We start from the raw sequence: 17156 nt of genomic DNA, 5'->3' as shown, positions 1-17156 counted from the left end.
CGAGGTGACTACTGCGAGACGGCGTCCCACTGCCAGACCGCGGTGCCGGTGTCGCCCTGCGTGATCGTCGCACCGGCGGTGACCTGCAGGCACAGGTAGACGATGTCGCCCGGATCCATGGTGGCGGGCACGGCCGTCCCCCCGGCGAACGCGGTCTCATCGCATCCGAAGGTCGTCGTGGACACTGCGCCGAACGTCAGCTGACCGGCGAGGTCGCCCGTCACGACGGGCGCGACGGCGGTGAGTCCCGCGGGAGACGTGCTGGCCGCGGTCAGTTGCAGCGCGAAGGGCGCGTACACGACGTCGTCCGGCGCGAGGTTGTCGAAGCCGGTGCTGAACGTCAGCACCGCCGCGTCGCCCTCCACGGCGTGGTCGGCCCAGGCCGCACCGTCGGTCGATCCCTGGAATTCGAAGGTTCCTGCGGCGAAGTCGCTCGTCGCGAACTCCGAGTCGTTCCACGCGGCGAGTGTCAGCGCGGATCCCACGCCGACGACGAGCCCACCGGCGAGGACGGCGTAGATCTTTCTCCGGGTCTGAGCAGCGCGCTCGGGCCCCTCCAGAACAGTTCGTACCATGATTCCTCCTGGTCATCCTGCTCCCCCGCGTGCAGCATATACATAGGATTCATCCAGCAAAAGCCTATGTTCGCCGGTGTCACCCGCCCGGGTGTGCACCTCCTCCGGGCTCCGCGGTACGGATGTCGGGAGAACGGACGGATGTCGGGAGACACGCCGCTCGTCGGGCCTGCACGCGTGCATCCGTCCGACCGGTGCTCCGCCCCCCGCACTCGCGGCAGGCGCGTCTTCCCAGGCGACAGGGGTATGCTGGCCCGTTGGGTCGCTCGACCCGAATGAGTCCCGAAAGGCGGTGATGGCGATGTCCGGTGATAGTTACGACGCCGCCCTCGCTGCGTCGAGACTCCCTGCGTTCACGCGTTGACCCTCGGGTCCACTCTCGCACGTCCTTCCCGCAGCCGTCGGCGGCGTCATCCGCCCCCTGACGAATCCGCGCACGGAGCTTCTGCTGCCGTGCACCTGCGAGAACGGAGCCGCATCATGGCGCTCATCGACAACGGCGTGTACGTCCACGGACGTCGCGTGGAGACCCCGAAGAACCTGGACGAGACCTACCGGATGCTGGATGCCGCCGGCGGCATCGCCTGGATCGGCCTGTATCGACCCAGCCCGGAAGAGGTCGCGTCCGTCGCGCGGGAGTTCGACCTGCACCCCCTCGCGGTCGAGGATGCGCTCTCGGGGCACCAGCGCTCGAAGGTGGAGCGCTACGGCGACACCCTGTTCGCGGTGCTGCGGCCGGCGCGCTACCGCGACAAGGAGGAGTCGATCGAGTTCGGCGAGCTGCACCTGTTCGTCGGCCCCGACTTCGTGGTGACGATCCGCCATGCCGAGTCGCCGAACCTCGCCGCCGTGCGGATGCGCATGGAGGCCAACCCCGAGCTGCTCGCGATGGGCCCCGAGGCGGTGCTCTACGCGATCCTCGATGAGGTCGTCGACGGGTACGAGCCGATCGTGGCGGGCCTGCTGAACGACATCGACGAGATCGAGGATCAGCTCTTCGGCGACGGCGACGACGACAGCGCGCTCTCCCGCCGTATCTACGAGCTCTCCCGCGAGGTCATCAACTTCCAGCGCGCCGTGCACCCCCTGAGCGGGATGCTGGAGTGGCTGCGCCGCGGGTCGGAGAAGTACCGCATCGACGAAGAGCTGCAGCGGTCGCTGCGCGATGTGCTCGACCACACGATCCGCGTGAACGAGCGGGTCGACTCGTTCCGGGCGATCCTCGAGAACGCGCTGACCGTGCACTCCGCGCTCGTCGCCCGCCGCCAGACCGAGGCCGGGCTCGCACAGAACGACGAGATCAAGAAGATCTCCTCCTGGGCGGCGATCATCTTCGCGCCCACACTGGTCGGCACGGTGTACGGCATGAACTTCGACGTGATGCCCGAGCTGCACTGGGCCTTCGGGTATCCGATGGCTATCGGTGCGATGGCCGCGTTCGCCGTCGCGCTCTACGGGGTCTTCCGCTACAAGAAGTGGCTGTAGCGCCACCGCGACGGGCGGAGAACTCGCCGTCGGGCGGAGGATCCAGGTGCATTCTTCCGCCCGACGCGGAGTTCTCCGCCTGCATCCGAGCTGCAACACATTCACCTGTGTGGCGCATCTCAGAGTATTGATATTGCGGCTCTCAGCACACTGGTTCAATAGCGCACGTCGGGCTAGCTTCGAGGAGCGCCAGGGATCGCTGGCGCTCCTACTGACCCCAGGGTGAGGTTCGAAGTCGTGATGTCAGGCATTCCCAGATTGAGCATGGCTGCTGCTTGTGTCGCGCTCAGCCTGGCGTCATTGACCGCCTGCTCGCCTGGTGGGTCAACACCCGACGCCTCCATCGCCGAAGGGGACGTTCCGCGCTTCACGGGCACCTATGCGGACGAGTACCGAGAGACGTGGCTGAGTGCCGATATCGGCTTTGTCCGCGATGTGATCCGCGATGAGGAGATCACCGAACAAGAGTGGGCGGAGGTGGTCAAGCGCTTCGACGATTGCCTCGATGAGCACGACATCGAACTCGTGGAGTACGAAGAGGACGGCGCCTACGGTGTCGAACGCGGCGCCGGTCTCTCGGACGAACGCGTGCAGGACGCGATGACGGAATGCGAAGGCGATTCCGGCGAGACGGTACTCGGCCGCCTGTGGCACAGCCAGCGGCAGAATCCGAGCAACCGCGACCCCAATGAACTCATCTACGACTGCCTCATCCGCTTAGGCGCTCTCGATCCGTCATACTCTCTGGAGAATTATCTTCGCGACAATCCAGAATTCGCATTCCCCTTCCTCACCGATGAAGGCCCCGACCTCTACGCCACGTGTTCGAGTGCGCCACTGACCACAGCGGGCGACCGGCGGATCAGTTCGCACTGATCGCTGAAGGTGGCAAAGGCGCGGTCGCCGTCCTCGCCGGCTGCATCGCGGGGGCATGGGCGATGGCGGCGGCGATCCGGCAGCACCATTTTTTCGTCTACTTCAAGGATCGAAGCTGACGGCCTGACCTCGCGCGCATCGTACGCACCACGGCCGGAAGCATGACCATCCCGAGCACCCAGGCCGCCGCGCCCCAGATCAACGCATCGCCGATGAAGGGCAGCCACTCGTACGAGGTCGGATAGGGGATGCCGGTGCGACCGGTGAGCCGTAGGGCGACGTCGGCCGGATACGCCGTGAAGGGGTTCGACGAGTGGTCCTGCGTGATCCAGGGCAGCGGAAAGCCGAACGGCACGGATGAGAGGTCGGCATCGGATGCCACGGACACGCGTTGCGCGGTCGTGATCCACCAGGTCACCACGACGCCGACCGCCGCCGCGCCGATCGCGGACAGCAGGATGCTCCCGCGTCCCGGCCGGCGAGATGTAGGCGGTGAGGCCGAGCGAGAAGCGGCGATGTCTTCCACGCGACGAGATCAGTCGTCGGCGCGGCTGATGTGATCGAGGAGTTCGTCGAGGGTGTCGAAGTCGACGGTCTCGGTGCCGTCGAGCTCGCGCACCTCGACGCCCTCGACCTCGAGCTCCTCGTCGAGCTGCACGAGGATCCGCGAGTCCGGGAACTGCTTCGGCGCGAGGAACGCGAGCAGCACGGCATCGGCGAAGACGACGACCGATGTCGCCTCGAGGTCGTCGCGCAGATCGATCTGCTCGATGACGGGCTCGTCGTCGACGGCGTCATCGATGTCGGTGGCGACCTCGTCGACGATGGCCCGCCACCGGGACTCGCCGACCGAGAGGATGCGCGACACCGCCGCGATCAGCGCCTCGTGATCGACGTCCTCCGGGTGCTCGTCGAGTTCCGGGTCGACGTTCACGTTCACGACGGTGCCGGCCGCATCGATGCTCGCCCGTCCGTAGACGAGACCGTTCTCGGCGATCGGGTCTTCGAGCAGCCCGCTCTCGACGATGCGGGCGAGGAGCGAGTCGAGCACAGGCGAAGTCATGCCCCCAGTCTTTCGCATCCATTGCGCTACGGGGCGATCATCGTCTCAGCAACGGCGTGAGCACGACGCTGACGGCGGTGATCCCCGCCGCGACGAACAGCACGCCCGGAGTGCCGACACCGGAGTACCCGATCCCGGCGAGCACCGGACCACCGACCGCGCCGAGGTTCAACGCCGCCGTGGCATAGGCACCGCCGAGCACCGGTGCACCTTCGGCCTCACCGACGATGCGCGCGATCAGGGCGGAGCCGACCGCGAACGACAGCAGCCCGCCGATCAGCGCCCCGAGGAACACGGCCGGCACCGACGCGACAGCGAGGCCGAAGACCACCCAGACGACGGTCGTGGCCGCGGCACCGACCACGATCCATGTGCGCGCCCAGCGGGCACCCCATCGACCGGTGGCGGCCACCCCGAGGAAGGCGCCGATTCCGAACACGGCGAGGAGCAGCGGGATCCAGGCGGCATCGATCCCGGCATCCGCGCCGACGACGGCGAGGAACGTGAACACCCCGAAGGTCGCGGCGTTCACGAGCACGGCGAGCACCACGGCCACGAGAACCGGTCGCCGACGCAGCTCGGCGACCTCGGCGCGCACGTCGATCCGCGGCGAGCGCGGAACGGCGCCGAGCGTGCGGTCCAAGAGCAGCGCGACGACGGCCGGGAGGCAGAGCAGCACCACGGCCCAGAAGGTGGAAGGCCATCCGAAGGCGTTCGCGAGCATCGCGCCGGCGGGGACGCCAACGATCGTCGCGAGCGTCGTGCCCGCGAGCAGGACCGCGACGGCCCTGGTCGTCTGCGCCGGCGCGACGATGCCCCGCACGGTGGCCAGCGCGATCGCCAGGAAGCCGGCGTTCGCCAGGGCGGCGAGCACCCGGGTGAGGAGCAGCAGCGAGAACGACGAGGCCATCGCGCCGACCACGTGCGCGGCGATGAAGATCACGAGGAGCAGCACGAGGGTCTGCCGCGGACGCCAGCGGCTGGCGAACACCGCCATCAGCGGCGCGCCCACCACCATGCCCACCGCGAAGGCGGAGGTCAGCAGGGCGGCGGTCGGAGGGTCGACGTCGAGATCGGCGGACAGGGGGAGGAGAAGACCGGCGAGCATGAACTCGCTGGTGCCCTGGGCGAAGATCGCCAGAGCGAGGACGGGGATGAGGAACGGCATGGAGCATCCAGACGCGCAGAGCCGCGGGCGCTGCGAAACGCGCCGAGCGGCGGGTGAGTGAGGTCGACGAGGATGCGGGGAGCACACGACGTGTGCTCACACCCGCGATCTAGCGTCTATCCGACTCAGGGCTCACCCGCCCAGCGTATCCGACGAGGCTCAGCCTGTCGGCATCCGCCTCCGGCCGAACAGGGGCAGGTCGGCGATCACGATCACGAAGACCAGGTAGGCGGCGCTGAATCCGACGATGCTCAGTACGGACCCACCCAGACGCAGGGCGACCTCGTAACCCTCAGCGGATCCCGCCGTCACCGCTGCCCGTGCGAAGACGCCGAGTCGCACCTGGTTCGTCACCAGGATCAGCACGGTGGAGAGGACCACCGACACGCACACCCGCACCCCGCTGACGCGGGTCGCCGCCAGGATCACACCCCCGAGCCCCCACAGCGGCGCGGCGAGGAAAACCACCGGGGACTCGACCGCCGCGGTGAACGCGCCAGGGGTGATCGTGGGCAGCCAGAGGCGAGCGACCTCCGTTTCCAGAGAGACGACCTGCGGCACCAGGAAGACGAGCACGACAGCGGCGGCGATCAACCCCACTCCCACGAACAGCCGTACCTTCATCGAGAGCGAAGAGCGGCGAGGAGTCCAGACGCGAACGGGGGGAGGCAGCGAAGCGGTGCGTGACATCAGGCGTCATTCGCGATCGGACCGGCCACATCGATCTCCGCGTTGCGGCGGGTCTTCGCCCACCCGTTCCGGCCCCGGACGATCCGATAGAGCGCGCGGGCACCCGTCAGATAGACGTAGTAGTCGTACACCCACATCCCGAATCCCCAGAGGACGCCCGTCCAGAATCCGGCATCGGGCTCGCTGTACCGGCGGTAGAGCGGCCCCCAGATGAAGAAGGGGCCGATGCCGAAGAGGAGGAAGAGGATGGCGAGGACGGGCAGGAAGCCCCAGGGGAGGGCGAATGCCCCGGAGACCACTCCCACGATCGCCCCGACGACCAGGGTCGCAGCGGCGAGGCTGGCCACCACCTGGAAGACCGGGAGAAGCAGGTAGTAGCAGATCTCGAGAATGCCGGCGTTCGTGAGCACGGGAGATCGGACGATCTCGGGGATGTATCGGATGCACTGCATGTTCCCCTGTGCCCAGCGCGTGCGTTGGACCGTGAACCGTCGGAAATCGTGCAGCGCCTCCTGGGCGACGTAGGTGTCGTGCAGGTGACGGTTCTTATGCCCCGCCAGCAGCACGTGGATGCCCAGCTCGTAGTCCTCCAGAAGAGAGCCGTGCCACGGCCTGTCGGATCTCGCGGCGATGTCGTCCAGAACCGACAGGCGCGTGAACTGGCCGTTGCCGCCGAGGCCCACGGTCTCGGTCCAGCCGCGGAGGGACTGGATCGCGGCGATCGGCCCGCGGAACTCGAGGTCCTGCATCCGGATGAGGAATCGTCCGAACGTGTTGCGGGCCCACCCGGCGTCCGGGACCGGGCGCCGATCGTCGCGGTTCTTCATGTAGACGGTGACCTGCGCCGCCCCGACTTCGGGATCGCCGAACGCGTGGGGCGAGGCGGCCTTGCGGAGGATGTTCTCGGCCACCTCGCCATCCGCATCGACGACGCACACGACGACGCGCGAACGGTCGGCGTCGGCGGGAAGGAACGCGTTCAGCGCGAAGTACGCGGCATTGAGCGCATCCCCTTTGCCGGTCCTCGCCTCGGGGCGCCGGCGCTGGACGAGATGCACGAAGGAGTCCGCCTCGGCGGCCGACTGGACGATCGACGCGGTGCGGTCGTCGCTGTCGTCGTCGATCACCCAGACGTGCGCCTCCGGCACCGTGGAGCGGAGCATCCGGATGGTTCGCGAGATGACGACCTCCTCATCCCGGCACGGCACGAAGACGTGCCATGCGAAGGCATCCACGCGGCCATCGGGGTCCGGAGTGCGGCGGAGGAAGGGAACGATGATCATGAAGACGTAGACGAGGAACGTCAGCGTGACGATGAACGATATGGCGCTAGCGGCGACGAGCATCGCGACCTCGAACAGCGGCGGATAGCCGACGACGCATCATGCGCTCTCGTCACGGGCGGTCGAGACGGCGGATCGGATGTGCTCCGCGATGCGCTCCGTGGCATGGCCGTCGCCGAACGGCGACGGCAGGGCATCGAGGTCGGCGAGGGTGCGGGTCACCGTCGAGAGCAGGGCGGAGGTCTCTGTCGCGAGGGTCTGCGGGGTGACCAGACGGGTGAAGGAACCGAGCGCCTCGGGACGTTCGGTCGAGTCCCGGACCACGAGGACCGGGCGCCCGAGCACCGTCGCCTCCTCCTGGATGCCGCCGGAATCGGAGACCAGCACGGCGGCGTGCGAAGCGAGCGCGAGGAATCGCTCGTAGGTGTACGGCTCTTCGGCGATCAGCGCGTCGAGCAGGTGCTCCGCGTCGAGTGCCCTCAGCATCGCCCGGGTCCGCGGGTGCACGGGGAAGACGACCGGCCACCCCGATGCGGCGATGTCGTTGAGTGCGTGCAGCGTCGCGAAGAGGTTGTCCGCAGAATCGACGTTCTCCTGCCGGTGCAGGGTCGCGAGCACGTATTCCGCAGGCTCGACATCGATGCGCTCCAGCTCGTCGACGTCGGAGCCGGCGGCGGCGCGCTGCGTGCGGACGGCTTCGACCACGGGATTCCCGGTCACATGGATGCGCTCCTCGTCGATGCCCTCCGCGAGCAGGTTGGCGCGGTTCGCCTGGGTCGCCGCGAACAGGTCGTCGGCGATGTGGTCGACCATGATCCGGTTGTGCTCTTCGGGCATCCGGCGATCGTTGGCGCGCAGCCCCGCTTCGACGTGCCCGAGCCGCACACCCGAGGCGTTCGCGGCGAGCGCGGCCGCGATCGTGGCATTCGTGTCTCCCTGCACGACGACGTAGCTCGGCTCGACCTCGTCGATCGCCTGCGCGATCTACTCGGCCCCGCGGCCGATCTGCGCGGCCCGCGGGAGCCCGCCCACGCGAAGCTGGCGGTGCACCCGCGTGATTCCGCACGATTTCAGGAACACGGCCGACATGTCGCGGTCATAGTGCTGACCGGTGTGGACGACGTAAGCGGCATCGCCGAGGCTGCGGACCAGCGGGGCGAGCTTGACGATCTCGGGACGGGTTCCGAACACGATCATCACCGAGGACTTCGGCAGGTGGGCGGGTGCGGTCGGTGTCGAGCACTTGTTCATGGGTACCTCGATCGGCCCCCGGGAGGCTTCCCGTGGCCGACATGATGAGTGATTTCCGGTGGGTCCGCACCGACAGTACGTGTCGCCGCGTCCGCCGAGCGCGTGGATCCGGGCACGTATATCGACGTTCCGGCATTCGTCGACGGGAGCTGCTGCGCCGATAGGCTCGAGCCGTGTCGAACGCCGCATCCTCCGCCCCCGCATCCGCCGCCTCCGACCTCGGTCGCCTCGCCGCCGCACTGGCCGATCCGGCTCCGCTGAACTGGATCATCACGGGCGACTCGATCACGCACGGCCTGGTGCACACCCAGGGCGGACGCAGCTATCCGGAGCACCTGCACGAGCTGATCCGCGGTGAGCTGGAGCGCGTGCGCGACATCGTGCTGAACACGGCGATCAGCGGCAACCGCATCGTCGACCTGCTCGATGACTGGGACCGCCGCGTCGCGTCCTGGCGGCCGGATGTGGTCACCCTCATGATCGGCACCAACGACGCCTCGGAGGGCGGCCCCCGCGAGGTGATCTCGGCGGCGGACTACGCCGCATCGCTGCGGGACTTCGTGGCGCGGGTGCGCGCGCTCGGGGCGATCCCCGTGCTGCAGACCCCGCCGGCGATCGACACCCGCAATGCCCCGGAGCGCGCGCGGATCGGCGAGTTCGCCCAGGCCGTGCGCGAGGTCGCCGCGAGCGAAGACGTGATCCTCGTCGACCAGTTCGCGCGCTTCGCCGAGCTCGGCGCGGGCGGAGTCCCCTGGGGGCTCATGAACGACCCGTTCCACCCGAGCGCGACCGGACACGCCGCCCTGGCCCTCGAACTCGCGAACGTGCTCGGCCTGCGCCCCGACGGGCCTCGGGCGCGCACGCACGCCCTCCTCGAAGGCCTCGTCGCCACCGCGCGCGTCAACGGCTGAACACCCCGGCCGACGGGTCGCCCTTCCGGGGTGAAAGCACTCTGGACGCTGGCCTCGGTGCGCCACTAGGTTGAGCGCATTCGCAGTCGTCGAGAGGTGGGGGCATGTCTCACGTGGTGGCAACCGGGGCCGGCAAGGCCATGATGGAGCGTCGGAACGATCCGACGCACGACTACATCCTCGAGCTGACCGGCAAGGAGCGACCCCGGGTCCTCTTCGTCGGCACGGCGACCGGCGATGACGCCGCGTACATCCTGAGCTTCTATTCCACGTACGACTCGGACCGGTGCGCGCCGCACCATCTGCCGCTGTTCCATCGCGCGGTCGACGACCTCGCGGGCTTCGTGAAGGGCTTCGACGTGATCCACGTCGGCGGCGGCAACACCGCGAACATGCTCGACGTGTGGAAGCGGCAGGGCCTGGACGAGATCATGCGCGAGATGTGGGAGGACCCCGACTCGAACGTCGTGTTCACCGGAGGCAGCGCCGGCGGCATCTGCTGGTTCGAGGGCGGCACGACCGACAGCTACGGGCCGACCCTGCAGGTCTTGCCCGAGGGGCTCGGCTTCCTGCACGGCAGCTTCTGCCCGCACTACGACGCCGAGGATCAGCGGCGCCCCCTCTTCCACGCCTCGCTGTTGAGCGGCGAGCTCTCGACTGGATACGCGGTCGGAAACCTGCAGTCGCTGCACTTCGAGAACTCCGAGTTCGTCACCGCGATCAGCCCGGTCGAAGATGCTCTCGCGCTGCGGGTCGAGGCGATCGACGGGAAGATCGTCGAGACGCAGCTCGCGACGAAGGTACTCACGGGGAACGCCCCGATCGTGAAGGGGCCGTCGTCATGAACGACAACGTGTGGATCCTCATCGCGCAGCTGATCGTCGTCATCGGCGCGATCTACATGGGCACCCGCACGAGCGGGATCGGCCTCGGCGTCTGGGGCCTGGTCGGCGTGGCCGTGCTCATCTTCGTGTTCGGCGAAGCGCCGGGCAACGCCCCGGTCGACGCGGTCTTCATCGTCATCACGGTCATCACCGCGGCATCCACCATGCAAGCGGCCGGCGGCATCGACTGGATGGTGTCGGTCGCGGCGAAGGTGATCAGACGCAAGCCGAAATCGGTCGTGTTCCTCGCCCCGGCGATGTCGTTCCTCTTCACGGTCGGCGCCGGTACGGGGAACATCTTCTACCCGCTGCTGCCCGTGATCTATGACGTCTCGTACCAGCAGAAGATCCGCCCCGAGCGCGCCCTGTCGGTCTCGGCCGTCGCCTCGCAGGTCGGCATCCTGTGCTCTCCCGTCTCGGCAGCTACCGCCTCGATGGTCGTGCTGCTCGCGCCGCAGGGCGTCGACCTCGGCCAGTTGCTGCTCATCATGTGGCCGGCCTCCATCGCCGGGCTGTTCGTCGCCGCGCTCGTCATGATGCGCCACGGCAAGGACCTCGAGGACGACCCGGAGTTCCAGCGCCGTCTGAAGGAGGGGCAGATCAAGCCGCCGCAGACCGACGCGCACGAGAACAAGCTTCCGAAGACCGCCGTGCTCTCGGCCACGCTCTTCCTCATCGGCGTCGGGGTGATCGTGTTCTTCGGCCTGTTCGAAGGGCTGCGTCCCGTGATCGGCACCGACGACGCCGGCGACCCGGTGCGTCTCAGCGTGACCGTTATCATCGAGGTCACGATGGGCATCATCGCCGCCCTGATCTTCGTCTTCTGCAAGGTCAAGGCCGCCGACGTCCCCAAGCAGCCCACGTTCCCCGCCGGCATCGTCGGCGCGATCGCCCTCTTCGGTATCGCGTGGCTCGCCAACACGTTCGTCGCGGCGAACCAGACGCTCATCGTCGACGGGCTCGGATCCGTCGTCTCCGGATCGTCGGCGTTCCTCGGGGCACTGCTCTTCGCGATGGCGCTGTTCGCGGTCGCGATGCTCACCACCAGCCAATCGAGTGCGACCAATGCGATCGTCCCGATCGGCATCACGATCGGGCTCCCGGCGCCGCTGCTGGTGGGACTGTGGCCGTCGACGATGGGCATCTACACCCTGCCCGCCAACGGCAGCCAGGTCGCCACCGTCGCCTTCGACCAGACCGGCACGACGAAGATGGGCAAGTACGTCTTCGACCACTCGTTCCAGCTGCCGAACCTCGTCTACGTGGGCGTCGCCATCGTCGTCGGGGTGGGCCTCTCCTTCCTGATCAGCTGACATGACCGACACCGTCGACCGTTCGGCGCTCCGCCAGTTCCTGCTCGGGCTGGCCCAGGGGATGAACGCCTCGGCGGAGTCCGTCGACCGCATCCGCGACACCCTCGCCGACGTCGCTCGGGCCTACGGCGGAGACGACACCGACTTCGTCGTGCTGCCGACCATCATCCTCGTCGAGACCGGCGAATCGGATGAGTCCCGGGTCGCCATCCGCTCGGCGACCAACGCCTCCTTCCGGTTCGATCAGATCGCCGCACTGTACGACCTGATCGGGGAAGCACGGACCGGTGCCGTCCCGCCGCTCGACGGCATACGACGGCTGAACGAGATCGGGGCGATGCGGCCGCGGCTGGGCTGGTTCACCCGGACGCTCGGGCACGGCGTGCTCACGGCCGGTCTGGCGCTGCTGCTGGCCCCCACCTGGCAGGGCGTGATCGTCGCGTTCGTCCTCGGCTTCGGGATCGGACTCCTCAAGCTCGTGCGCTCCCCGACTCTGCAGCTGATCCTGCCCATCGCCGCCGCCTTCGTGTGTGCGGGCGCGGTCTTCCTGCTCGCGGAGGTGATCGAGATCGGCGACCCCATCCGACTGCTGATCGCACCGCTGGTGACCTTCCTGCCCGGAGGCGTGCTCACCACCGCGACGGTCGAACTCGCCGCAGGGCAGATGATCTCGGGGGCCGCGCGGCTCGTCTACGGCTTCGTGCAGCTCGCGCTGCTGGCCTTCGGGATCCTCGCCGCCGGTGCGATCGTGGGCGTGGAGTCCCGGTCGTATGAGCCGCTTGCCGCTTCCTCCTTCCTGCCCTGGTGGGTCGGCCTGCTCGGCGTACTCGTGTTCGCGGTGGGGAACTACCTGCACTTCTCCGCTCCCGCCTCGACGTTCGGATGGGTACTCATCGCGCTCCTGGTCGCGTACGTCGGCCAGTGGGTCGGCAGCGAGTTCATCGACCCCACGATCGGCGGCTTCGTGGGCGCCGTCGCCGTCACCCCGGTCGTGTTCTGGATCGCCGGACTGCGCCACGGGGCTCCGTCGCAACTCACCTTCCTCCCGGCGTTCTGGCTGCTCGTGCCGGGTGCTGCCGGGCTCGTGGGTCTCACCGAGGCGTTCGCGACCGACAACGGGCTCGCCGACTTCACGGCGGCGCTCACCTCGATCATGTCGATCGCCCTCGGTGTGCTGATCGGCACCGCGCTGTATCGCGTCGTGCACCACGGGGCCGAGGAGTTCGTGCAGTTCGCCGTGGCGCTGCCCGCACCGGAAGCGGAGAGGGAGCCGAGCTTCTGGTCGCGGGTCACTGCCCCGTTGCGGCGGCTGGGCCGGAACCGGGCGGATCGCCGGAGGTAGGCGACGCGGACACCTTTGCCGATTCAGTCCTGCTTCTTCTTTCGTGTTCTCTTCTGCAGTTCAGGAACAACCAGGGTAGGTACTGCGCGCATCATGAACTTGTCGAAGTCGGGCACGGTGAATGCGGCGTAGCCGTGCTCTGGCGTATAGAGGAGTCCCATGTCGATGAGCTCGGCCCGGGTGGGGCCGAGCTGGGTCGACTCTCGCCCCATGACCTTGGCGACGTCGGAAGCCTTCTGAGCCTCAGGCCCGAGCTCGGCCATGGCACGCATGTAGGCGGTTTGGAGCGGCGTTGCGCGGTCGAGTCTGACTCGGAAGAACGAGCTGTCGAGTTTTGCCTCGTAGCCCTCCCGAGCCGTTTCGACGTCGTCTCGAGTGATCGGAGAGCTTTCCACAATCTCCCACACCTGGAACCCGAGTTCTTGAATGAAGTACGGATATCCCTGGGAGATCTCGAGCGCAAGAGTGATGGCGCCGCTCTCGAAAGTGACTCCCTCCGCTCGGGACGGTTCGATCAGTGCTTGACGTGCGTCAGGCTCGTTGAGGGAGTCGATCTTCGGAAACTGAAAGAGGCGTTCGGCGTAGGACTTGGCATCGCCGGCAAGCTCTGCGATCTGCGGCAGCCCTGCCCCCACGAAGGTGATCGGCAGTTTCCGTTGCACGGTCTTATGCACAGCCTGGATGAGGGCCTCGAGTTGCCGAGTGCTGAGGAATTGAACCTCGTCGATCAGGATGGCGATTCCTCGTTCACGCTCCTGAGCGATCTCGCTTTATTAGATATCAATAAAACGCTCTAAAGAGAGAAACAGAAGACCCAGACTCCCATCCTCGAGATTCCCGCTTACGTCGAAACCCCCGGCTCCTGACATCGGGAGGAGGGGGTCTCGACACCGCCCCGGGGCCTGGGTGCCCTACTGCCGCGACCCGATCTCGTCGATCGGACGGGTGCGCATGGCGGCGGTGGTTCCCGCCCACAGCGCCACGAGCGCGAGAGCTCCCATCGCACCGATGATCGCCAGCGACCCGAGCACCGGCAGCGCGGGAATCGGCCGACCCGAGATGCCCATGCTCACTCCGATGAGCGGAGGGATCGCGACCACGACGCCGAACACCATGCCGATCGCGGCCACCAGCACGGCTTCGATCCGCATCATCGAACGCACCTGACCACGGGACGAGCCGATCAGCTGCATCAGGGCGAACTCCCGCGAGCGCTCTCCGGTCGCCATCACGAGCGTGTTCACTACGGCGATCGCGATGTAACCGAGGATCACCAGCAGCGCGATGAGGTTCACCCACCCCTGCTGCGACTGCGCACCCGCACCGGCTGCCTCCTGGCCCGACCCGTCGCTCACGACGAAACCGCGCTCGGTCAGCGCCGCACGCACGTCATCGAGGGCACCCGGATCGACCGTCGCGAGCGCGAACGCATCCAGGCCGGCCGTGGTGTGCGCGCTGACCTCGTCGGCGGCCATGGTGAGGTCCCCGAATCCGAGACCGCGCTCGTAGACCGCGACGACCGTGGCCTCCCACGGCGAACCGTCGCCGAGGTGGCCGGTGACCGTGCTGCCGATGTCGAGCCCGAGGCTCTGGGCGGCATCCGTGCTCACGGCCACCGTCGTGGCGCCGTCGAGGTCGGTGAGCGCCCCCTCACGCACGCGCAGGTCGAGGCTCTGCGCCGCTCGCTCCGGATCGATGCCCTGCAGCACGTGCTCGTCGCGCTCGAGTTTCCCCTCGAAATCGTAGGAATCGATCACTGCGGCGCTGAGCGCGACGCCCGACGCCTCGGTCACGCCCGGGGTCTCGCGGATCACCTCGACCGCCTCCGGCGTGAGCCCGGTCGGCGCCGTCACCCGCAGGTCGGCGATGACTCCGGCGGTGGCCTGCGTCGCGGCCTCGGCGGCGATGATCGACGGGGCCCCGATCTGCACGAGTCCCAGCCCGATGCCAAGAGCGATCGGCAGGATGGCCGAGGCCAGACGCCGACTGTTCGCCGCGGCATTCGCCGAAGCCAGGAAGCCCGCGGACGACAGCCGCCGCAGCACGCTGCCGATCAGGCGCATGCTCAGCGACACGAGCCACGGGCCGAGCATGGCGAGCGCGATGATGAGCAGCATCACCGCACCGGCCGCGGCGCCCGCCGCGATCTGTCCACGCAGCACGAGCGGCACCGTCGACACCGAGATGCCGGCAGCGGCGAGCACGATCCCGATGATGATCCGCGTCAGACCGATCGCGGGAGCACCCGTCGCCGACTCGCGCAGCGCCTCGACCGGGTCGAGCTTCGCGACCCTCGAGGCCGCGATGCGCGCCGCACCCCAGGCGGCGGCGAGTACGAGCAGCACCGCGCCGACCGCGGGAAGCGGACTGAAGGCGAGGGCGAAGTCGCCGGGGATGACGCCTCCCGTGACGAACGCCGACTGCAGCACGGTCGACAGCAGGTATCCGGGCGCGATGCCCAGCAGCGCGGCGACCGCCGACACCCACAGCACCTCGCGGGCCACGAGCGAATGCACCTGCGACGGACTCGCGCCGACCGCCCGCAACAGCGCATAGTCGCGGCGGCGCGACTGCACCGACAGCGACAACGTGCCCGCCACGATGAACATCGCCACGAGGATGCAGGTGCCCACGAAGGCGCTGCCGATGGCGACAAGCATCGAACGCGCCGCCCCCGAGTCGAGGAACTCCACATCGCCACGGGCGTCTCCCGTGCGGGCGACGAGCTCGGGGAAAGCCTCGCGGATCGCGGTGGCCGTCTGCTCGGGGTCGTTCCCGGCGACGAAGACACCCAGCGCCTGCGCGGCACCGTCGTGGGGGTCGAGTCGGCCGATGCGCTGCTCCGTGAGGAACACGTGTGCGCTCCGCTCGGGTGCCGCGGGGGCTGTGACCTCACCGACGACGCGGTACTCCGAGGGGATGCCGCCGTGAGCTAGGACGACCGTGCCACCCACGGCCTGGCCGCTGCCCGTAGTGACGACGACCTCGTCGGCCGCCGCGGGTTCCCGCCCCTCGCGCAGTTCGAAACCGGTCAGCGCCGTGGCCTCCCACGGGTGTGCTTCGACGACGACGGGCGCGGCGCCATCGGCATCCGCATCCGTACCTGCGCCCTGCAGCACGAGCGGAACGGTCACGTCGGCCACGACGCGGTCGACCCCCGGCAGCGCGGCGATGTCACGCGCCGCGTCGGCGGGCAGCGACGCGCGCTCCCGCAACGGAACGGGGAGGTCCTCCGGCACATCCACCTGCTGCGGCGCACCCACGACCACATCCACCGCGGCATAGCGTTCGGGGGCGAGCCCGCCGCGCATGCCGGATTCGACGAGCACGCCGAGGCCCGTCACCAGAGCGCTCGCGACGAACACGGCGACCGCGACTCCGATGAAACTCCGGCGGTGGTGGCGAAGATCCGCCCGGACGAGTCGGCCCAAACCCAGCGGCCCCGACATCACCACTCCCCCAATGCGCTCATGCGGTCGTTGATCTGCGCGGGGTCGGCGCCGTCGAGGTATCCCGCGAAGGCGCCGTCGGCGAGGAAGATCACGCGATCGGCGTGCGATGCCACGACGGGATCGTGCGTCACGACCACGACGGTCTGGTTCAGCTCCCGAGCCGTGTGAGCGAGCAGATCGAGCACCTGCTTGCCCGAGCGCGAGTCGAGCGCGCCGGTCGGCTCGTCGCCGAACACGACGTGCGGCCGGGTGATGAGGGCGCGCGCGATCGCCACCCGCTGCTGCTGGCCACCGGAGAGTTCGGAGGGGCGGCGGTGACGGAACTCCGCGAGCCCCACCGCGTCGAGCAGGAAGTCGAGCCACCGCGCCTCGAGGCTCCGGCCGCCGAGCCGCAGCGGGAGGGTGATGTTGTCCTCGACGTTCAGAGCCGGCAGCAGGTTGTACGCCTGGAACACGAAGCCCACGTGGTCGCGCCGGAAGGCCGTGAGCTGACGTGCCTTCAGGCTCGAGATCTCGGTTCCGCCGAGGTGGACGGTGCCGCTGCTGGGCCGGTCGAGTCCCGCAGCACTGTGCAGCAACGTGCTCTTGCCCGAGCCGGAGGGGCCCATGATCGCGGTGAAGGTGCCCTTCGCGATGGCGAGGTTCACGCCGCGGAGGGCGGTGACGCGGCTGGCGCCTGCGCCGTAGGTCTTGACGACGGACTGCAGGCGCAGCGCTTCGGCGGGGCCCGCATCGACGGCGGGGGCGAGTGGTGTGGAGGTCATGATTCGACGCTAGGGACGGCCGATCCGGCATCCCATCCCGCCCGCTGCCGCATCGATGGTGGTGCTGGCTATACCGTGCTCGGCCGACCCCTCCGGCAG

At 68.5% G+C, this 17156-nt stretch carries 17 protein-coding genes; 6 read left to right on the top strand and 11 right to left on the bottom strand.

Features of this window, described 5'->3' with window-relative positions:
* Positions 1-8: 8 nt before the first annotated feature.
* Positions 9-575: a SipW-dependent-type signal peptide-containing protein gene (locus tag ACCO44_RS00930; protein WP_372467877.1), complete on the bottom strand. Its 567-nt coding sequence runs from the start codon at positions 573-575 to the stop codon at positions 9-11.
* A 480-nt stretch (positions 576-1055) separates the two neighbouring features.
* Between ACCO44_RS00930 and ACCO44_RS00925 the strand changes: the two genes are divergently transcribed.
* Together ACCO44_RS00925 and ACCO44_RS00920 are read left to right on the top strand one after the other, a co-directional pair.
* On the top strand, positions 1056-2060 hold the full coding sequence (locus tag ACCO44_RS00925; RefSeq protein ID WP_091027726.1) for a magnesium and cobalt transport protein CorA: 1005 nt from the start codon (positions 1056-1058) through the stop codon (positions 2058-2060).
* 222 nt (positions 2061-2282) lie between these two features.
* Positions 2283-2936: a hypothetical protein gene (locus ACCO44_RS00920; protein WP_372467876.1), complete on the top strand. Its 654-nt coding sequence runs from the start codon at positions 2283-2285 to the stop codon at positions 2934-2936.
* Positions 2937-3033: 97 nt separating this feature from the next.
* Here the strand turns inward: ACCO44_RS00920 and ACCO44_RS00915 are convergent, their stop codons facing one another.
* The 7 genes from ACCO44_RS00915 to ACCO44_RS00885 form a co-directional block, all read right to left on the bottom strand.
* Positions 3034-3462, bottom strand: coding sequence for a hypothetical protein (locus ACCO44_RS00915; RefSeq protein WP_372467875.1), 429 nt, complete (start codon positions 3460-3462; stop codon positions 3034-3036).
* A gap of 9 nt (positions 3463-3471) precedes the next feature.
* Positions 3472-3999 (bottom strand): cytochrome C5, encoded by a 528-nt coding sequence (locus tag ACCO44_RS00910; RefSeq protein WP_105712201.1) that lies wholly within the window; start codon positions 3997-3999, stop codon positions 3472-3474.
* Between the two features lie 37 nt (positions 4000-4036).
* Positions 4037-5167 (bottom strand): MFS transporter, encoded by a 1131-nt coding sequence (locus tag ACCO44_RS00905; RefSeq protein WP_372467874.1) that lies wholly within the window; start codon positions 5165-5167, stop codon positions 4037-4039.
* 159 nt (positions 5168-5326) lie between these two features.
* On the bottom strand, positions 5327-5857 hold the full coding sequence (locus ACCO44_RS00900) for a hypothetical protein (RefSeq protein WP_372467873.1): 531 nt from the start codon (positions 5855-5857) through the stop codon (positions 5327-5329).
* Positions 5857-7203 carry a glycosyltransferase gene (locus tag ACCO44_RS00895; protein WP_372467872.1) on the bottom strand — a complete coding sequence of 449 codons (1347 nt, stop codon included), beginning with the start codon at positions 7201-7203 and terminating at the stop codon, positions 5857-5859. Before ACCO44_RS00895 ends, ACCO44_RS00900 begins: the two co-directional genes overlap by 1 nt.
* Positions 7204-7239: 36 nt before the next feature.
* On the bottom strand, positions 7240-8112 hold the full coding sequence (wecB, locus tag ACCO44_RS00890) for a non-hydrolyzing UDP-N-acetylglucosamine 2-epimerase (RefSeq protein ID WP_372469432.1): 873 nt from the start codon (positions 8110-8112) through the stop codon (positions 7240-7242).
* Between the two features lie 12 nt (positions 8113-8124).
* Positions 8125-8391 (bottom strand): hypothetical protein, encoded by a 267-nt coding sequence (locus ACCO44_RS00885; protein WP_372467871.1) that lies wholly within the window; start codon positions 8389-8391, stop codon positions 8125-8127.
* A gap of 173 nt (positions 8392-8564) precedes the next feature.
* Between ACCO44_RS00885 and ACCO44_RS00880 the strand changes: the two genes are divergently transcribed.
* From ACCO44_RS00880 to ACCO44_RS00865, 4 genes are all read left to right on the top strand, one after another.
* Entirely contained in the window at positions 8565-9302 is a 738-nt protein-coding gene (locus ACCO44_RS00880; protein WP_372467870.1) for an SGNH/GDSL hydrolase family protein, read from the top strand.
* Positions 9303-9406: 104 nt separating this feature from the next.
* The gene (locus ACCO44_RS00875; protein ID WP_105712195.1) at positions 9407-10147 is read left to right on the top strand and encodes a peptidase E; all 741 of its coding nucleotides are present in this window, start codon (positions 9407-9409) and stop codon (positions 10145-10147) included.
* Entirely contained in the window at positions 10144-11499 is a 1356-nt protein-coding gene (locus tag ACCO44_RS00870; RefSeq protein ID WP_029263187.1) for an anaerobic C4-dicarboxylate transporter family protein, read from the top strand. The genes ACCO44_RS00875 and ACCO44_RS00870 overlap by 4 nt, the downstream gene beginning before the upstream one ends.
* Position 11500: 1 nt before the next feature.
* Complete coding sequence (locus ACCO44_RS00865; RefSeq protein ID WP_372467869.1) at positions 11501-12841, top strand: threonine/serine exporter ThrE family protein; 1341 nt, start codon at positions 11501-11503, stop codon at positions 12839-12841.
* A 23-nt stretch (positions 12842-12864) separates the two neighbouring features.
* Here ACCO44_RS00865 and ACCO44_RS00860 read toward each other — a convergent pair whose 3' ends face one another.
* The 3 genes from ACCO44_RS00860 to ACCO44_RS00850 all read right to left on the bottom strand — a co-directional run bounded on the left by ACCO44_RS00860 (position 12865) and on the right by ACCO44_RS00850 (position 17057).
* Positions 12865-13503: a hypothetical protein gene (locus tag ACCO44_RS00860; RefSeq protein ID WP_372467868.1), complete on the bottom strand. Its 639-nt coding sequence runs from the start codon at positions 13501-13503 to the stop codon at positions 12865-12867.
* A gap of 249 nt (positions 13504-13752) precedes the next feature.
* Positions 13753-16290 (bottom strand): FtsX-like permease family protein, encoded by a 2538-nt coding sequence (locus ACCO44_RS00855; RefSeq protein ID WP_372467867.1) that lies wholly within the window; start codon positions 16288-16290, stop codon positions 13753-13755.
* Complete coding sequence (locus tag ACCO44_RS00850) at positions 16290-17057, bottom strand: ABC transporter ATP-binding protein (protein ID WP_372467866.1); 768 nt, start codon at positions 17055-17057, stop codon at positions 16290-16292. Before ACCO44_RS00850 ends, ACCO44_RS00855 begins: the two co-directional genes overlap by 1 nt.
* Positions 17058-17156: the final 99 nt, after the last annotated feature.

Origin of the sequence: Microbacterium maritypicum (assembly GCF_041529975.1) — a bacterium.
Classification (GTDB): domain Bacteria; phylum Actinomycetota; class Actinomycetes; order Actinomycetales; family Microbacteriaceae; genus Microbacterium.
Note: the sequence above shows the minus strand (reverse complement) of the source record. Positions and strands in the feature narration are given on the sequence as shown.